14 protein-coding genes and 1 pseudogene are annotated in these 16860 nt (G+C 43.0%); 14 read left to right on the forward strand and 1 reads right to left on the reverse strand.

The window, feature by feature from the left end; genetic code table 11:
• Window positions 1–185 precede the first annotated feature (185 nt).
• From FOA33_RS02265 to dtd, 14 genes and pseudogenes are all read left to right on the forward strand, one after another.
• Window positions 186–519, forward strand: a pseudogene (locus tag FOA33_RS02265) (type II toxin-antitoxin system RelE/ParE family toxin).
• The gene (locus FOA33_RS02270; RefSeq protein ID WP_000797736.1) at window positions 509–802 is read left to right on the forward strand and encodes a helix-turn-helix domain-containing protein; all 294 of its coding nucleotides are present in this window, start codon (window positions 509–511) and stop codon (window positions 800–802) included. The pseudogene FOA33_RS02265 and the gene FOA33_RS02270 overlap by 11 nt, the downstream one beginning before the upstream one ends.
• Window positions 803–1154: 352 nt before the next feature.
• Complete coding sequence (gene metE / locus FOA33_RS02275; RefSeq protein WP_221160500.1) at window positions 1155–3404, forward strand: 5-methyltetrahydropteroyltriglutamate--homocysteine S-methyltransferase; 2250 nt, start codon at window positions 1155–1157, stop codon at window positions 3402–3404.
• Between the two features lie 94 nt (window positions 3405–3498).
• Window positions 3499–4365: a methylenetetrahydrofolate reductase [NAD(P)H] gene (gene metF, locus FOA33_RS02280; protein WP_025168823.1), complete on the forward strand. Its 867-nt coding sequence runs from the start codon at window positions 3499–3501 to the stop codon at window positions 4363–4365.
• Window positions 4366–5146: 781 nt separating this feature from the next.
• Window positions 5147–7360 (forward strand): polyribonucleotide nucleotidyltransferase, encoded by a 2214-nt coding sequence (pnp, locus tag FOA33_RS02285; RefSeq protein WP_221160501.1) that lies wholly within the window; start codon window positions 5147–5149, stop codon window positions 7358–7360.
• Window positions 7361–7375: 15 nt separating this feature from the next.
• Complete coding sequence (gene cysE, locus FOA33_RS02290) at window positions 7376–7993, forward strand: serine O-acetyltransferase (protein WP_221160502.1); 618 nt, start codon at window positions 7376–7378, stop codon at window positions 7991–7993.
• An 11-nt stretch (window positions 7994–8004) separates the two neighbouring features.
• Window positions 8005–8871: a GNAT family N-acetyltransferase gene (locus tag FOA33_RS02295; protein ID WP_221160503.1), complete on the forward strand. Its 867-nt coding sequence runs from the start codon at window positions 8005–8007 to the stop codon at window positions 8869–8871.
• A 4-nt stretch (window positions 8872–8875) separates the two neighbouring features.
• Window positions 8876–9637: a nucleoside phosphorylase gene (locus FOA33_RS02300; protein ID WP_221161280.1), complete on the forward strand. Its 762-nt coding sequence runs from the start codon at window positions 8876–8878 to the stop codon at window positions 9635–9637.
• A 43-nt stretch (window positions 9638–9680) separates the two neighbouring features.
• Window positions 9681–11024 (forward strand): cysteine--tRNA ligase, encoded by a 1344-nt coding sequence (gene cysS / locus FOA33_RS02305; RefSeq protein ID WP_221160504.1) that lies wholly within the window; start codon window positions 9681–9683, stop codon window positions 11022–11024.
• A complete protein-coding gene (locus FOA33_RS02310; RefSeq protein WP_221160505.1) occupies window positions 11017–11403 on the forward strand; it encodes a Mini-ribonuclease 3 in 387 nt (128 codons plus the stop codon). The genes cysS and FOA33_RS02310 overlap by 8 nt, the downstream gene beginning before the upstream one ends.
• A 3-nt stretch (window positions 11404–11406) precedes the next feature.
• Window positions 11407–12276, forward strand: a complete 870-nt coding sequence (locus FOA33_RS02315; RefSeq protein WP_221160506.1) for a helix-turn-helix domain-containing protein — start codon at window positions 11407–11409, stop codon at window positions 12274–12276.
• Between the two features lie 114 nt (window positions 12277–12390).
• Entirely contained in the window at window positions 12391–13521 is a 1131-nt protein-coding gene (locus tag FOA33_RS02320; RefSeq protein WP_000229937.1) for an ABC transporter ATP-binding protein, read from the forward strand.
• A gap of 138 nt (window positions 13522–13659) precedes the next feature.
• Window positions 13660–15876: a RelA/SpoT family protein gene (locus FOA33_RS02325; protein WP_221160507.1), complete on the forward strand. Its 2217-nt coding sequence runs from the start codon at window positions 13660–13662 to the stop codon at window positions 15874–15876.
• Between the two features lie 29 nt (window positions 15877–15905).
• Entirely contained in the window at window positions 15906–16349 is a 444-nt protein-coding gene (dtd, locus tag FOA33_RS02330) for a D-aminoacyl-tRNA deacylase (RefSeq protein WP_221160508.1), read from the forward strand.
• A gap of 30 nt (window positions 16350–16379) precedes the next feature.
• Here dtd and FOA33_RS09175 read toward each other — a convergent pair whose 3' ends face one another.
• Complete coding sequence (locus FOA33_RS09175; protein ID WP_000732783.1) at window positions 16380–16793, reverse strand: hypothetical protein; 414 nt, start codon at window positions 16791–16793, stop codon at window positions 16380–16382.
• Window positions 16794–16860: the final 67 nt, after the last annotated feature.

Here is a 16860-nt window from a genome sequence, read left to right on the forward strand (position 1 = left end):
CTTCTCGTCATTTTTTCGAATAATAAAGATGAGACCTTTAGAGTTTTTCTAAGGTCTCCTTTTTATGAGTATTAGGATTTACTTTTAATAACTTTTAAGTTATAATTTAATTGAAAAGAGGTTGCTTGGTACATACAATTTACTTCTATAAGGACAAAAATGGAAATGAGCCAGTCTTAGATTATATGAGAGAATTGGCTGGAAAGAAGAGTAAGGATAGTCGCATTAAACTGAACAAACTAAACGACTATATTGAGTTGTTGAGTCAGCATGGGACTAGAACTGGTGAACCCTATATCAAACATTTGGAAGAAGAGATTTGGGAACTAAGACCTCTGAGGGATAGGATATTATTTGTGGCTTGGCTTGATGGGAGTTTTGTTCTCTTACATCATTTTATCAAAAAGACTCAGAAAACTCCTAGGAAAAAAGACTCAGAAAACTCCTAGGAGAGAAATTGAAAAAGCCAAGCGTGAACTGAAGGACATAAAAGAAAGAGGGTTAAGTGATGAAGAATAGTGCCATTGGAAGTAATTGGAAAGATATCCGATCTGAACTCTTTACCAAGGAGGAAATTCTTGAAAGTGATATGCGAGTGGCTATCATGAGTGAGTTGATAGAAGCTAGACATGAGCAAGGTATCAGTCAGAAAAAGCTAGAGGAACTCAGTGGAGTAAGCCAGCCTGTTATAGCTAGGATGGAGACAGGAAAGACCAGTCCTCAGTTGGATACGGTCTTAAAAGTTTTAGCCAGTTTAGGAAAGACACTAGCAGTCGTTCCACTTGAACAGGAAAAAAGTTGATAGAGATGAGATTACTTGGTTGGATAAAATCATCCACAGAACAATTTTATCTCCCGTCCGCACTTTTTCAGGGAAATATCAGAATTACAAAAGAAAACCAACCTATAGTCTTTTCTAATAACAAGCCATAGTCACTGATGAGAATCGTCAATAGCTCGTTTGAGCATTCTAACTAAAATACAGCAATAAAACAAGCAATACAAAGGATTTGAGACACTGGTCTCAAGTCCTTTTCTTTTGTCTAAAAGAGAGATATAGTTTCAAACTATATCAAAGCCTAATTATTTACAATTATACAGACCCTTTCTTTTCTGTTAAGATAGTTTCAACAACAAATTTTGGAGGACACATCATGTCAACTACAATCATCGGTTTCCCTCGTTTGGGCGAATTCCGCGAATTAAAATTTACAACTGAAAAATACTTTAGAAAAGAAATCTCAGAAAAAGAACTCTTGGCTGCGGCTAAAGAATTGCGTGCTAAACACTGGAACATTGTCAAAGAAAAAGGCATCACTGAAATTCCATCAAATGACTTTTCTCACTATGACAACTTCCTAGATGCAGCTTTCCTCTTCAACGTGGTTCCTGCTTCTGTCCAAAACTTAGACTTGTCTGAGCTTGAGCGCTACTTTGCTTTGGCACGTGGTTACCAAGGGGAAAAAGGGGATGTTCGTGCCCTTCCGATGAAGAAATGGTTCAACACCAACTACCACTACATCGTTCCTAAATTTGAAAAAGACACTCAAGTTAAACTTGCTGGTCACAAGATCTTTGATGAGTTCCAAGAAGCAAAAGAACTTGGATTGAACACTCGTCCTGTTCTTGTAGGTCCATTCACTTTCCTTCAATTGTCAGACTTTGAAGAAGACGTGAAAGCTGAAGACTTCGTAGATAGCTTAGTGGCTGCTTACCAAGAAGTTTTTGCTAAATTGGCGGAACTTGGTGCGACTCGCATCCAACTCGACGAAGCGGCTCTTGTCAAAGATTTGACAGCTGAAGAAAAAGCTCTCTTCTTGAACCTCTACAACAAACTTTTGGCTGATAAAAAAGGTCTTGAGGTCTTGATTCAAACTTACTTTGGTGATGTGCGTGACGTTTATGCTGACCTTGTGAAATTGCCAGTAGATGCGATCGGTCTTGACTTCGTTGAAGGTAAGAAAACTCTTGAACTCGTTAAAGGTGGTTTCCCAGCTGACAAGACTCTCTATGCAGGTATCGTCAATGGTAAAAACATTTGGCGTAACAACTATGAAAAGAGCTTAGCTATTCTTGAGCAAATTCCAGCTGAAAACATTGTCTTGACAAGCTCATGCTCACTTCTTCATGTGCCATTTACAACTGCTAACGAAGAATTTGAACCTGCTATCTTGAACCACTTTGCCTTTGCAGTTGAAAAATTGGAAGAACTTCGTGACTTGGATGCTATCCGCAATGGTCAAGGTGCAGAAGCACTTGCAGCTAACAAAGAACTCTTTGCGATTGAGCGTGTGGGTGAAAATGCAGAACTTCGTGCGCGTATCGCTGGATTGACAGACGCTGACTATACTCGTTTGCCAGCCTTTGCTGAACGTGAAGCTATCCAAGAAGAAGCTTTCAAACTTCCAGCACTTCCAACAACAACCATCGGTTCATTCCCTCAAACTAAGGAAGTCCGTGCCAAACGTTTGGCTTACCGTAAAGGTGAATTGTCACAAGAAGAATACGACGCTTTTCTTGCTGAAACTATTGATGAATGGATCAAATGGCAAGAAGAAGTTGGATTTGACGTGCTGGTACACGGTGAGTTCGAGCGTAACGACATGGTTGAGTACTTCGGTCAAAACTTGTCGGGTTACCTCTTCTCTAAGAATGGTTGGGTACAATCATACGGTATGCGTGGGGTGAAACCACCAATCATTTGGGGTGATGTCACTCGTCTCAACCCAATCACTGTTAAATGGTCTAGCTACGCACAAAGCCGTACAGACAAGCCTGTCAAAGGTATGTTGACTGGACCTGTTACTATCCTTAACTGGTCATTCCCACGTGAAGACATCTCTATCAAGGATTCTACTCTTCAAATCGCTCTTGCCATCAAGGATGAAGTTCTTGACCTTGAAGCTGCTGGCGTGAAGATTATCCAAATCGACGAAGCTGCTCTTCGTGAGAAATTGCCACTTCGTCGTAGCGACTGGTACGAAGACTACCTTGACTGGGCAATTCCAGCCTTCCGCTTGGTACACTCTACAGTTGCGCCAGATACTCAAATCCACACTCACATGTGTTACTCAGAATTTACAGATATCATCCCAGCTATCGACAACATGGATGCGGACGTTATTTCTTTTGAAGCAAGCCGTTCGAACCTTGAAATCTTGGACGAACTCAAAGCGAAAAACTTCCAAACAGAAGTGGGACCTGGGGTTTACGATATCCACTCACCTCGTGTGCCAAATGAAGGCGAAATCGACCACACAATCGATGCTATTCTTGCCAAAGTTCCAAGCAAGAAAGTTTGGATCAACCCTGACTGTGGTTTGAAAACACGTGGTATTCCAGAAACAAAAGAAAGCTTGATCCGCCTTGTCGAAGCAGCAAAAGCTGCGCGTGAGAAATTGTAAGATAGGATTTCTCTCTTGACCCTGACTGATCAAGGAACTGCTTGGCCCAAGCCGGCTTAGCAATCATGAAATCAAAAAGAAAAGGATAATGACTATGTCACGCCAAACTCCGTCACTTTCATTTGAAGTGTTCCCTCCAAACCCAGCTGTGGGTAATGATAAAATTATTTCAGCTTTGCAGGATATGCGGGAGCTGACACCGCACTTTATCAGTGTGACTGCCAGCAATAATAAGTTTAATATCAAGGAAACAACGGTTCGTTTGGCTGACTTTATCCAGAATGACTTGGCGATTCCAACCATTGCCCACTTGCCAGCTATCTATCTGACCAAGGAAAAGGTTGCTGAAACCATTGCGGACTTGGACAAGGTTGGGGTACAGAAAATCTTGGCCTTGCGTGGGGATATTATTCCTGATGTGGAGCCTCAAAAAGATTTCCGCTACGCAACGGACTTGATCGAGTTCATCAAGGAACAAGCCCCTCACTTTGATATTGTTGGCGCTTGCTATCCAGAAGGGCACCCTGACTCGCCAAACCAGATCTCGGATATTCAAAATCTCAAGAAGAAAGTGGATGCAGGCTGTTCAAGCCTCGTAACGCAGCTTTTCTTTGACAATGAGCGTTTCTATGATTTCCAAGATAAGTGTACTTTGGCAGGGATTGATGTTCCTATTCATGCGGGGATTATGCCAATTCTTAACCGTAACCAAGCGCTTCGTCTCTTGAAAACGTGTGAGAATATCCATCTTCCACGCAAATTTAAGGCCATTTTAGACAAGTATGAGCATGACCCTGAGTCGCTCAGAGCAGCAGGACTTGCCTATGCAGTGGATCAGATCGTGGACTTGGTGACCCAGGATGTCGCAGGTGTGCATCTCTACACCATGAATAATGCTGAAACAGCCAAATACATCCACCAAGCAACCCATGCCTTGTTTAATCATCAGTCTTTAGGGTAATTGATTCTTTTAGCACTGAGACGATAGCTTGTCATTCACTTGCTTTTAAATAAAAAATGACAGATGTGAAAGCCAAAGAATTTGCTAAATAAAATAAACAACAAACCATTCCTCTTTTCATGGGGGAATGGTTCCTTTTTAATAGAAAAGCCCGCACTTTTTAAGAAAAATATGATAAAATAGACTCTGTACGTACTTGATACAAAGATGAGGGTATAAAATAATACAATGCATTCAAACTGCAAGGTTTAGCGACACGAGCGAGTCAAATCGATATTATTTGACAAGGGAGTTAGTAAAGCATTTAGCTAATCGCATGATAGCGATTAGCGTGAAAGGCATAGATGCTTTAGCATCAATCCTTTCTAATGATTTGTATCTTGATAATTGAACATGCCTACAACTCTGTGGAAAAAGATAAATCTGCCTAGGAGCAGTCGCTCCGTCGTTCGATTTCCTATTTTCCTTTGAGTTGCTTAACGGCTTGGTATCTTGTGTAATTGAACACGGCCGAAAAGCCGTGTAAAAAAGATAAACTGTCTTGTCTTCATCGAAGACTTCGCCAGTTTCCTATTTTTACTTTGCTTTTGACGTCCTTAGTATCTTGTGTAATTGAATTTTGGTCTCATTTCTTAGGAAAAAAGATAAGCTTCCTAGCACTCATCGAGTGCAGCGTCACCTTCCTATTTTTCTACAGAAATGTTCGGCAAACCGAACCGTCCAAAATATCTTGATCTTTGTAGGCAAGGCGTATAATATTATCAATCCAAAGGGGATTAACATGACAAAACAAGTGTTTCAAACGACTTTTGCGGGTCGTGAGTTGATCGTAGAGACTGGTCAGGTTGCTAAGCAAGCAAATGGCGCTGTTGTCGTACGTTACGGTGAGTCAACTGTCTTGACTGCTGCCGTTATGTCTAAGAAAATGGCAACTGGAGATTTCTTCCCACTCCAAGTCAACTACGAAGAAAAAATGTATGCGGCTGGGAAGTTTCCTGGTGGCTTCATGAAACGTGAAGGACGTCCTTCAACAGATGCGACTTTGACAGCACGTTTGATTGACCGTCCGATTCGTCCGATGTTTGCGGAAGGTTTCCGTAACGAAGTGCAAGTGATCAATACGGTCCTTTCTTACGATGAAAATGCATCTGCACCAATGGCAGCTATGTTTGGTTCATCCTTGGCGCTTTCTATCTCAGATATTCCGTTTGACGGACCAATCGCTGGGGTACAGGTGGGGTATGTAGACGGTGAAATCATCATCAACCCTAGTCAAGAACAAGCAGAGCGTTCGCTTCTTGAATTGACAGTAGCAGGTACCAAGCACGCTATCAACATGGTTGAGTCTGGTGCCAAAGAATTATCAGAAGAAATCATGTTGGAAGCTCTTCTTACAGGGCATGAAGCAGTCAAAGAATTGATTGCCTTCCAAGAAGAAATCGTCGCTGCGGTTGGTAAGGAAAAAGCAGAAGTGGAATTGCTTCATGTAGATGCTGAATTGCAAGCTGAAATCATCGCAGCCTACAACAGTGACCTCCAAAAAGCGGTTCAAGTAGAAGAAAAATTGGCTCGTGAAGCTGCAACTCAAGCAGTTAAAGACCAAGCAACCGCAGTTTATCAAGAAAAATATGCAGACCACGAAGAATTTGACCGTATCATGCGTGATGTGACTGAAATCTTGGAACAAATGGAACACGCTGAAGTGCGCCGTTTGATCACGGAAGACAAGGTGCGTCCTGACGGTCGTAAGGTCGATGAAATCCGTCCTTTAGATGCGCAGGTTGACTATCTTCCTCGTGTACATGGTTCCGGTCTTTTCACTCGTGGACAAACTCAAGCTCTTTCAGTCTTGACTTTGGCTCCGATGGGGGAAACTCAAATCATCGATGGTTTGGACCCAGAGTACAAGAAACGCTTTATGCACCACTATAACTTCCCTCAATACTCTGTAGGGGAAACTGGTCGTTACGGTGCGCCAGGTCGTCGTGAAATCGGTCACGGTGCTCTTGGTGAGCGTGCTCTTGCTCAAGTCTTGCCAAGTTTGGAAGAATTTCCATACGCGATTCGTCTAGTAGCAGAAGTTTTGGAATCAAACGGTTCTTCTTCTCAAGCTTCTATCTGTGCGGGTACTCTTGCCCTTATGGCTGGTGGTGTGCCAATCAAGGCGCCAGTAGCAGGGATTGCCATGGGTCTCATCTCAGATGGAAACAACTATACAGTTTTGACAGATATCCAAGGTTTGGAAGACCACTTTGGAGACATGGACTTTAAGGTTGCCGGTACTCGTGACGGGATTACAGCCCTTCAAATGGATATCAAGATTCAGGGGATTACAGCAGAAATCTTGACTGAGGCCCTTGCTCAAGCCAAGAAAGCTCGTTTTGAAATCCTTGATGTGATTGAAGCAACCATTCCAGAGGTTCGTCCAGAATTGGCTCCAACTGCACCGAAAATTGATACCATCAAGATTGATGTGGAAAAGATTAAGATTGTCATCGGTAAAGGTGGAGAAACCATCGACAAGATTATCGCTGAAACAGGCGTTAAGATTGATATCGACGAAGAAGGTAATGTGTCCATCTACTCTAGCGACCAAGATGCCATTAACCGAACTAAAGAAATCATCGCTGGCTTGGTTCGTGAAGCCAAAGTGGATGAAGTCTACCATGCTAAAGTTGTTCGTATCGAGAAATTTGGTGCCTTTGTCAACCTCTTTGATAAGACAGATGCACTTGTGCACATTTCTGAAATGGCTTGGACTCGTACCAACCGTGTAGAAGACTTGGTAGCTATCGGTGATGAAGTAGATGTTAAGGTTATCAAGATTGATGAAAAAGGCCGTATCGATGCCTCTATGAAAGCTCTTCTTCCTCGTCCGCCAAAACCTGAGCATGATGAAAAAGGTGAAAAGTCTGAGAGACCTCACCGTCCACGTCATCACAAGGACCACAAACCTAAGAAAGAAGTTACAGAAACATCAAAAGATTCAGAATAAGAAAAGGAGAAATGTATGGGATGGTGGCGCGAAACCATTGATATTGTAAAAGAAAATGATCCAGCGGCACGCAACAGTTTGGAAGTTTTGCTGACTTATCCAGGTGTCAAGGCCTTGGCTGCCCACCGTCTCTCGCATTTTCTATGGAAGCACGGCTTCAAACTCCTGGCTCGCATGCACAGTCAGTTTTGGCGCTTTTGGACTCAAATTGAGATTCATCCGGGTGCCCAGATTGACTCAGGTGTTTTTATCGACCACGGTTCAGGCTTGGTGATTGGGGAGACGGCGATTGTTGAAAAAGGCGTTCTTCTCTATCACGGAGTGACTCTTGGTGGAACAGGGAAGGATGTTGGTAAACGCCATCCGACTGTCCGAAAAGGGGTTCTCATATCAGCCCATGCCCAAGTCATCGGACCGGTAGAAATCGGCGAAAATGCCAAAGTCGGTGCTGCTGCAGTAGTCGTGGCAGATGTTCCGAGCGATGTGACAGTTGTCGGTATTCCAGCTAAGATTGTTCGCGTTCATGGACAGAAGGATGAACCAACGATCCACGAAGTCGAAGAAAAACGGGAGTACTACGTCAATAAACTAGAGCAGGCTAGAGAAGCCAGTCACAGATCGTCGGGGTTGTAGAGGATACCTATATGATTCAAGCAAGAAATAAGTTAAGCCAAGAGGAGTTATCTGAGGCGAAAAAACTAATTAACTGTTGCCAAGCCTATGATGGAACTTATCGTGCTCCTTATCTCTCTAACATGCTTAATTTTGAGCCAAACATGCCCGCCTTTTTCCTTTATTATGAAAAAGGCGAACTTGTTGGTTTATTAACTGTCTATGCGGATGACCAAGATGTGGAAGTGACGATACTGGCTCATCCAGATCATCGCCGTCAGGGACTTGCGCGTGCATTGTTTACTAGTTTTGAGAAAAAAATGGCTTCTTTCCCTATTCGTTCAGTTACTTTTCAGACAGAGCGTGTTTTTCTAGATCGCCATCCTGATTTTGTCAGCAACTGGGGATTGGTCGAGGATGAAGAGACAGAAACTTGGTTAGGTAAGGATAGAAAACCTTATCCGTTAGCAAATGTTTCCAATCTTGAAGTTTTGTTAGCAGATAGTTCGTATCAGGAGCAAATTAGCCAGTTAAAATTTCAGGCATTTTCAGAGGAACATGAATCGAGAGAAGTTGTGGATAGATATGTCGCTGAAGCTCTGAAGGATTCAGAAAGTCGCCTATATATTTTATTAAAAGACGGTCAGGTTATTGGGACTTGCACGGTAGATTTATCGACTAATACGAATTACTTCTACGGTTTAGCAATATCAGAACTTGAACGTGGCAAAGGCTACGGAAGCTATTTAGCAAAATCCCTAGTCAACCAACTGATTGAGCAAAATGATAAGGAATTTCAGATTGCAGTAGAGGACTGCAACGTAGGTGCCAAGAGCTTGTATGAAAAAATCGGCTTTGTCAAACAGACCCAGGTGGTTTATCTGAATGAGAAAGAGTAGAAAAATGCTATTAGAAGAATTCGAAAATGTACCTGCTGTTATCGAACCAACTGATCGAAGTATTCGTGGTGGTGGAGAAATTTGTGAGACGATTATTTTATCTTTTAATGGAGAAATCGTTGAACGAGTAAAGCAGTTTGAAGATGTTTACGAAGGTGGCTATCTAACCAATTTAAATGGCAGACTTCCATGGTATATCTATGAAAAAGATGGGAGTAAGGTAGCAGTTGCTATAGCTACGATTGGAGCCCCGATGGTTGTTGGACTCTTAGAAGAACTCAAAGCAAGAGGATTTAAGAACTTTATTGTTTTGGGTTCTTGCGGAGTTCTAGATCAGTCTATTCAGGCAGATAAGATTATTCTACCAAGTTCAGCTCTACGTGATGAAGGTACAAGTTATCATTACGCTCCTGCAAGTGATGAGATAGCTTATGACGAAACTTTGCTTTTAACCATGGAAGAAGCTTTGAACAAATCTTGCATTGAGCACATTCGAACAAAGGCTTGGACCACAGATGCTTTCTATCGTGAAACAGCCGATAAGGTCAAACGTAGATTAGCAGCAGGTGCGACTGTTGTGGATATGGAAGCCTCAGCAATCATGGCTTGGGCACAATTTCGACAAGCAAAAGTTTATCAATTTTTTTATACGGCTGATTATGTTGACCATCACAATCATGAATGGGATGCAAGACATGAAGAAAGAAAAACAGATGCTATGACTTTCTTTGAAATAGCATTAGTAATTGCTAGAGAGTTGGACTGAAACTACTTTTTACGATAAACAAGAAACAGAAAGGAGACAGTGAATGATTAAAATCTATGACACCATGTCTCGTGATTTGCGAGAATTTCTCCCTATCGAGGACGGCAAGGTCAAGATGTATGTCTGTGGGCCAACCGTCTACAACTATATCCACGTGGGGAATGCCCGTTCAACAGTGGCTTTTGATACCATTCGTCGTTACTTTGAATACCGTGGCTACGAAGTTGCCTATATTTCCAATTTTACGGATGTGGATGATAAGATTATCCATCGCGCCAGGGAAGAAGGCATCACGCCTCAGGAGGTTGCGGACAAGTACATCGCGGCCTTTCGTGAGGATGTAACGGCCTTGGGCGTGAAACCTGCGACTCGCCACCCACGTGTAGTAGAGTTTATGGCTGACATCATTCGTTTTGTAGCTGACTTGATTGAAAAAGGCTTTGCTTATGAGAGTCAAGGGGATGTTTACTTCCGTGTGGAAAAATCCCACAACTACGCCAAATTGGCTAATAAAACCTTGGAAGACTTGGAACTGGGTGCTTCAGGTCGTACAGATGAAGAAACAGCTCGCAAGGAAAATCCTGTAGACTTTGCTCTTTGGAAAGCTGCAAAACCAGGCGAGATTTCTTGGGATAGTCCTTGGGGGCCTGGTCGTCCGGGTTGGCATATTGAGTGTTCGGTCATGTCGACAGAGATTTTGGGAGATACCATTGATATTCACGGTGGTGGAGCCGATCTGGAGTTTCCGCATCATACCAATGAAATTGCCCAGTCAGAAGCTAAAACAGGCAAGACTTTTGCGAACTACTGGATGCACAATGGTTTTGTCAATATTGACAATGTCAAGATGTCTAAATCCTTGGGGAATTTCATCACAGTCCATGATGCCCTCAAAACCATTGATGGTCAAGTGTTGCGTTTCTTCTTTGCGACTCAGCATTACCGTAAACCAATCAACTTTACTGAAAAGGCAGTGCGTGATGCAGAGACCAATCTCAAATATCTGAAGAACACTTACGAGCAACCATTTTCTGGGACTGTAGATGCTCAAGAGTTACAGGACTTTAAAGAAAAGTTTGTAGCTGCTATGGATGAGGACTTTAACTCTGCCAACGGTATCACAGTTGTCTTTGAGATGGCCAAGTGGATCAACTCCGGCAACTATGATGCAAGTGTTAAGGAAGCTCTTGCGGCTATGTTAGAAGTCTTCGGAATTGTCTTTGTCGAGGAAGTTTTGGATGCAGAGATCGAGGCCTTAATCCAAAAACGCCAAGAAGCGCGTGCCAATCGTGACTTTGCGACAGCAGACAAAATCCGTGACCAATTGGCGGCTCAAGGAATTAAGCTCCTTGACACCAAGGATGGAGTGAGGTGGACTCGTGATTGATGTCAATCTCATTAATGGGATTGCGCTAGCTTTTGAAGGAGATGCAGTTTACTCCATGTATATCCGTCGCCATCTCATCCTTAAAGGCGTGACCAAGCCCAATAAACTCCACCAAGAGGCGACTAAGTATGTATCTGCCAAGGCTCAGGCGCGCTTGATTTCCCTCATGTTGGACGAGCAAGTCCTGACGGAAAAAGAAGAAGAAATCTACAAACGAGGTCGCAATACCAATAGTCATACAAAAGCTAAAAATGCTGATGTGGTGACTTACCGCATGTCTACAGGTTTTGAAGCAGTGATGGGCTATCTCCATCTGACTGAAAATGTGGAGCGGCTAGAAACCTTAATTTCTTGGTGCATCCAAAAAGTGGAGGGCTAGAATATGATTGCAAAAGAACTACAGGACTGGTTTCCTGAAGCTCAGATTTCAGATCAGCCAGTAGAGAAACCGGGCTATCTCACTCTCCCTTTAGCTTCTCAACAGTGGATTTTACTGGAGGAAGCTGGGCTCAGCGAGCGTGAAAAGCAGCTGGTTGCCCTTTTGACCCAGCAGGAGCAGGCTCGTTCGCTCAATCCTTGGTATCCCTATCTGATTGAGGGGAAGGGGCAGGCGCCTCAAACTTTTAAAAAGATTCAACTGGTTTATTGCCATCTGTCTTATTACCAACAGGAGAATCTAGCTTCTTGGCTGGATATGATGCAGACTCTCTTTCCAAACTGCCAGACAGTGCTACAGGTCGGTGCTCAGGACTATGTTTTCGTGCTTCAACAAGATAAGTACAGCTCTGTCCGCTCTATCTTATCTGATACGATTGAAGCGGTTGAGTATGACTTTGGCTTTCGTCTGTCTATCATGTTAGGCCAGGTGTGGTCTCAGACAGGCCCTCAAGCCCTATCAGACTTAATCACAGTAGAGCGAGATTTGTTTAAGACTTGGTGGCGCCAGGGTCACCAAGGTGTACACACCTTTTCACAACTCTATCTTTGGAGTATGGGAGAAAGACTAGTGGACCTGAGAGTCATTAAAGAATGCCTGCACCAGATGATCTTGGATCAGGATCAGATTCAGGAAATTATCCTTTCTCTTTGGGAAAATAGTGCTGTCCTAACTAAAACAGCCCAGCAACTCTATCTGCACCGCAATTCTCTTCAATACAAGATTGACAAATGGGAAGAATTGACAGGGCTTCAGTTGAAGGAGTTAACGGACCTTACCTTGTGTTATCAGTTGATTTTACCAGATATTCTCTAAAGTTTTGTGCAAGTTGCACAGAACTTTTTTATTTTTTTGGTCACCTTGCCATAGAAATGTAAAGCGTTTTCATTTATAATAAAACTATCAAAAAATAAAAGGAGTTCACCTTCCATGGTAGAATTAAATCTTAAAAACATTTACAAAAAATATCCAAACAGCGAACACTACTCAGTTGAAGACTTTAACTTGGACATTAAAGACAAGGAATTTATCGTTTTCGTAGGTCCTTCAGGATGTGGTAAGTCTACAACTCTTCGTATGATCGCTGGTCTTGAAGACATTACAGAAGGTACTGCATCTATCGATGGCGTGGTTGTCAACGACGTAGCTCCAAAAGACCGTGACATCGCCATGGTATTCCAAAACTACGCTCTTTACCCACACATGACTGTATATGACAACATGGCTTTCGGTTTGAAATTGCGTAAATACAGCAAAGAAGACATCGACAAACGTGTACAAGAAGCAGCTGCAATCCTTGGCTTGAAAGAGTTCTTGGATCGTAAACCAGCTGACCTTTCTGGTGGTCAACGTCAACGTGTTGCCATGGGTCGTGCAATTGTCCGTGATGCAAAAGTGTTCTTGATGGACGAGCCTTTGTCAAACTTGGATGCCAAACTTCGTGTATCAATGCGTGCTGAGATTGCGAAGATTCACCGTCGTATCGGAGCTACAACTATCTACGTAACGCACGACCAAACAGAAGCGATGACACTTGCAGACCGTATCGTTATCATGTCAGCAACTAAGAACCCTGCTGGTACAGGTACTATCGGACGTGTAGAACAAATCGGTACACCTCAAGAAGTTTACAAAAACCCAGTTAATAAATTTGTAGCAGGATTTATCGGAAGCCCAGCTATGAACTTCATCAATGTGAAATTAGAAGGCAATGAAATTGTTTCAGACGGTTTCCGCTTGAAAGTGCCAGAAGGTGCTTTGAAAGTTCTTCGTGAAAAAGGCTACGAAGGTAAAGAATTGATCTTCGGTATCCGTCCTGAAGATGTGAATGCGGAACCTGCTTTCCTTGAAACTTTCCCAGAATCAGTTGTCAAAGCAACAATCTCTGTATCAGAATTGCTTGGTTCAGAATCTCACCTTTACTGCCAAGTTGGTAAAGACGAATTTGTTGCCAAAGTGGATGCTCGTGACTACTTGCAAACAGGTGCAACAGTTGAACTCGGATTCGACTTGAACAAAGCACACTTCTTCGACGTGGAAACTGAAAAAACTGTCTACTAAGCAAATGAAATGTCAAAACACTGCTAGAGAAATCTGGCAGTGTTTTTTTAATGATTGGTATTGGCATAAAAACAGGCTTTTCTAGTTTTCATATCCTTAAAAAAGTGATAAAATGGTAGGAAGAATTGGAGAGTATAGATGCCGAAAGAAGTGAATTTGACGGGCGATCAGGTAGTCGCTTTAACGAGAGAATATTTAACAAAGGAAGACGTTGCTTTTGTACAAAAAGCATTGATTTATGCGGTAGATTGTCATAGTGGGCAGTTTCGGAAATCAGGTGAGCCCTATATTATCCATCCCATTCAGGTAGCAGGAATTCTGGCTAAGCTCAAGCTGGATGCCGTAACCGTCGCCTGTGGTTTTTTGCATGACGTTGTTGAAGACACAGATGCGACACTGGATGATTTGGAGCGGGAGTTTGGTCATGATGTTCGGATTATCGTTGATGGTGTGACCAAACTTGGTAAGGTTGAGTACAAATCACTCGAGGAACAATTGGCTGAAAATCACCGCAAGATGCTTATGGCCATGTCTGAGGATATCCGTGTTATCTTGGTTAAATTATCGGACCGTTTGCACAATATGCGGACTCTCAAACACCTTCGAAAGGACAAGCAAGAACGTATCTCCAGAGAAACCATGGAAATTTACGCACCACTAGCTCATCGTCTAGGAATTTCCAGCGTCAAGTGGGAGTTGGAAGATTTATCTTTCCGTTACCTCAATCCAACTGAGTTTTACAAGATCACTCACATGATGAAGGAAAAACGCAGAGAACGTGAGGCCTTGGTCGATGAAGTTGTAACCAAGTTAGAGGAGTACGCTACCGAACGCAATCTCAAAGGGAAAATCTATGGTCGTCCTAAGCATATCTATTCGATCTATCGCAAGATGCAGGATAAGAAGAAACGCTTTGAGGAGATTTATGACCTGATTGCCATTCGCTGTATCTTAGATACCCAGAGTGATGTTTATGCCATGTTGGGTTATGTGCATGAACTTTGGAAACCTATGCCAGGCCGCTTCAAAGACTATATCGCCAATCGTAAGGCCAATGGTTACCAGTCTATCCATACAACCGTTTATGGGCCAAAAGGGCCAATTGAATTCCAGATTCGGACCAAGGAAATGCACGAAGTGGCTGAGTACGGGGTAGCAGCTCACTGGGCCTATAAGAAAGGCATTAAAGGGCAGGTCAACAGCAAGGAATCTGCTATTGGGATGAACTGGATCAAGGAGATGATGGAGCTCCAAGACCAGGCTGATGATGCCAAGGAATTTGTGGACTCTGTTAAGGAAAACTATCTGGCTGAGGAGATTTACGTCTTTACCCCAGATGGTGCGGTCCGCTCCCTTCCAAAAGATTCAGGACCGATTGACTTTGCCTATGAAATCCATACCAAAGTCGGTGAAAAAGCGACTGGTGCCAAGGTCAATGGCCGTATGGTTCCGCTCACAACCAAGCTTAAGACAGGGGATCAGGTTGAAATTATCACCAACCCCAACTCCTTTGGTCCGAGTCGTGACTGGCTCAACATGGTCAAGACCAGCAAGGCGCGCAACAAGATTCGCCAGTTCTTTAAAAATCAAGACAAGGAATTATCTGTTAACAAGGGCCGTGAGATGCTGATGGCCCAGTTCCAAGAAAACGGCTATGTAGCCAATAAGTTTATGGACAAGCGTCACATGGACGAGGTCCTTCAAAAGACCAGCTACAAGACAGAGGAGGCCCTCTATGCAGCCATTGGTTTTGGAGAAATTGGCGCTATTACCGTCTTTAACCGTTTGACCGAAAAGGAACGCCGTGAGGAAGAGCGTGCCAAGGCCAAGGCGGAGGCAGAAGAACTTGTCAAAGGTGGCGAAGTTAAGGTTGAAAATAAAGAAACCCTCAAGGTCAAGCATGAGGGTGGTGTGGTCATTGAAGGTGCTTCCGGACTCCTAGTGCGGATTGCCAAGTGTTGCAATCCAGTACCGGGTGATGATATTGTTGGCTATATCACCAAGGGCCGTGGTGTGGCCATTCACCGTGTGGACTGTATGAATCTCCGTGCTCAAGAAAACTACGAGCAACGTCTCCTTGATGTAGAATGGGAAGACCAATACTCAAGCAAGGAATATACTGCCCACATTGATATCTATGGTCTCAACCGTACAGGGCTCTTAAATGATGTTCTGCAAGTTCTCTCCAACACAACTAAGAATATCTCAACCGTTAATGCTCAACCAACTAAGGATATGAAATTTGCCAATATCCATGTGTCTTTTGGAATTTCAAACCTTTCTATGCTGACAACGGTCGTAGACAAAATCAAAAGTGTGCCAGAGGTCTACTCTGTCAAACGGACCAATGGCTAATTCTCCCCTCAGTTACTAGAAAGGCTATTATGAAAATCATTATCCAACGGGTTAAAAAAGCCCAAGTGAGTATCGAAGGTCAGGTTCAGGGGCAGATAGACCAAGGTTTACTGTTATTAGTCGGTGTTGGCCCAGAGGACCAAGAGGAAGATCTGGACTATTCTGTGAGAAAGCTTGTCAACATGCGGATTTTTTCAGACGCAGAAGGCAAGATGAATCTGTCTGTCAAGGATATTGAAGGAGAAATTCTCTCTATTTCTCAGTTTACCCTCTTTGCGGATACCAAGAAAGGCAATCGTCCCGCCTTTACAGGAGCAGCCAAGCCGGATATGGCAACTGCCTTTTATGAGGCTTTCAACCAAAAGCTAGCTCAGGAAATGCCCGTTCAGACAGGTATCTTTGGAGCGGATATGCAGGTGGAGCTGATCAATGACGGACCGGTCACCATTATCCTTGATACTAAAAATAGATAAGAAAACCAAGCCAGCTGGCTTGGTTTTTGTTTATAGGCACTCCCATAAAGAGGTATGTTTGTTGTAAAAGTCTGGATAGTTTTCTCTTAGGTGGCTAGCCGTTATATAATATAAAGTAGAATGACAGGAAGTAAAGACTGGAGTAAGAGAGTAGAAATATTGAGGGCCAGTGATGGCTAAAAAGACAAATAATAGAAGGTCAACAGAGAGAATCGCTAAGTAATAAAGGCGAATTTTTTTGTTCATCTGAGGATAAATCTCAGAGAACTGTTTTTTGAGTCGGAAGACCAAGCGAGACAGCAGTAGTCCCTGAGCGAGGATGAAAATGAAGCAAAAAATCAGACCTCTCTCCAAAGAAAGTTCGTATCGGGGTCTGAAAGTTACCAACAGTAGCAAATCGCTGACTGCAATGGCTGCAAAATGGATTCTAAAGAGCTTTTTCATAGGAAGACCTCCCTCTTTTATCTAGCTTCATTCTACACAAAATGAATGGAACTTACAAGCAAAATAA

The sequence above is a fragment of the Streptococcus cristatus genome (assembly GCF_019685515.1).
In the GTDB taxonomy this organism is placed as follows: domain Bacteria; phylum Bacillota; class Bacilli; order Lactobacillales; family Streptococcaceae; genus Streptococcus.

What these genes read in the sequence shown, in the direction of transcription:
- FOA33_RS02270 (WP_000797736.1), top strand. Translation starts at nt 509, where the DNA reads ATGAAGAATAGTGCCATTGGAAGTAATTGGAAAGATATCCGATCTGAA.
- metE (WP_221160500.1), top strand. Translation starts at nt 1,155, where the DNA reads ATGTCAACTACAATCATCGGTTTCCCTCGTTTGGGCGAATTCCGCGAA.
- metF (WP_025168823.1), top strand. Translation starts at nt 3,499, where the DNA reads ATGTCACGCCAAACTCCGTCACTTTCATTTGAAGTGTTCCCTCCAAAC.
- pnp (WP_221160501.1), top strand. Translation starts at nt 5,147, where the DNA reads ATGACAAAACAAGTGTTTCAAACGACTTTTGCGGGTCGTGAGTTGATC.
- cysE (WP_221160502.1), top strand. Translation starts at nt 7,376, where the DNA reads ATGGGATGGTGGCGCGAAACCATTGATATTGTAAAAGAAAATGATCCA.
- FOA33_RS02295 (WP_221160503.1), top strand. Translation starts at nt 8,005, where the DNA reads ATGATTCAAGCAAGAAATAAGTTAAGCCAAGAGGAGTTATCTGAGGCG.
- FOA33_RS02300 (WP_221161280.1), top strand. Translation starts at nt 8,876, where the DNA reads ATGCTATTAGAAGAATTCGAAAATGTACCTGCTGTTATCGAACCAACT.
- cysS (WP_221160504.1), top strand. Translation starts at nt 9,681, where the DNA reads ATGATTAAAATCTATGACACCATGTCTCGTGATTTGCGAGAATTTCTC.
- FOA33_RS02315 (WP_221160506.1), top strand. Translation starts at nt 11,407, where the DNA reads ATGATTGCAAAAGAACTACAGGACTGGTTTCCTGAAGCTCAGATTTCA.
- FOA33_RS02320 (WP_000229937.1), top strand. Translation starts at nt 12,391, where the DNA reads ATGGTAGAATTAAATCTTAAAAACATTTACAAAAAATATCCAAACAGC.
- FOA33_RS02325 (WP_221160507.1), top strand. Translation starts at nt 13,660, where the DNA reads ATGCCGAAAGAAGTGAATTTGACGGGCGATCAGGTAGTCGCTTTAACG.
- dtd (WP_221160508.1), top strand. Translation starts at nt 15,906, where the DNA reads ATGAAAATCATTATCCAACGGGTTAAAAAAGCCCAAGTGAGTATCGAA.
- FOA33_RS09175 (WP_000732783.1), bottom strand. Translation starts at nt 16,793, where the DNA reads ATGAAAAAGCTCTTTAGAATCCATTTTGCAGCCATTGCAGTCAGCGAT.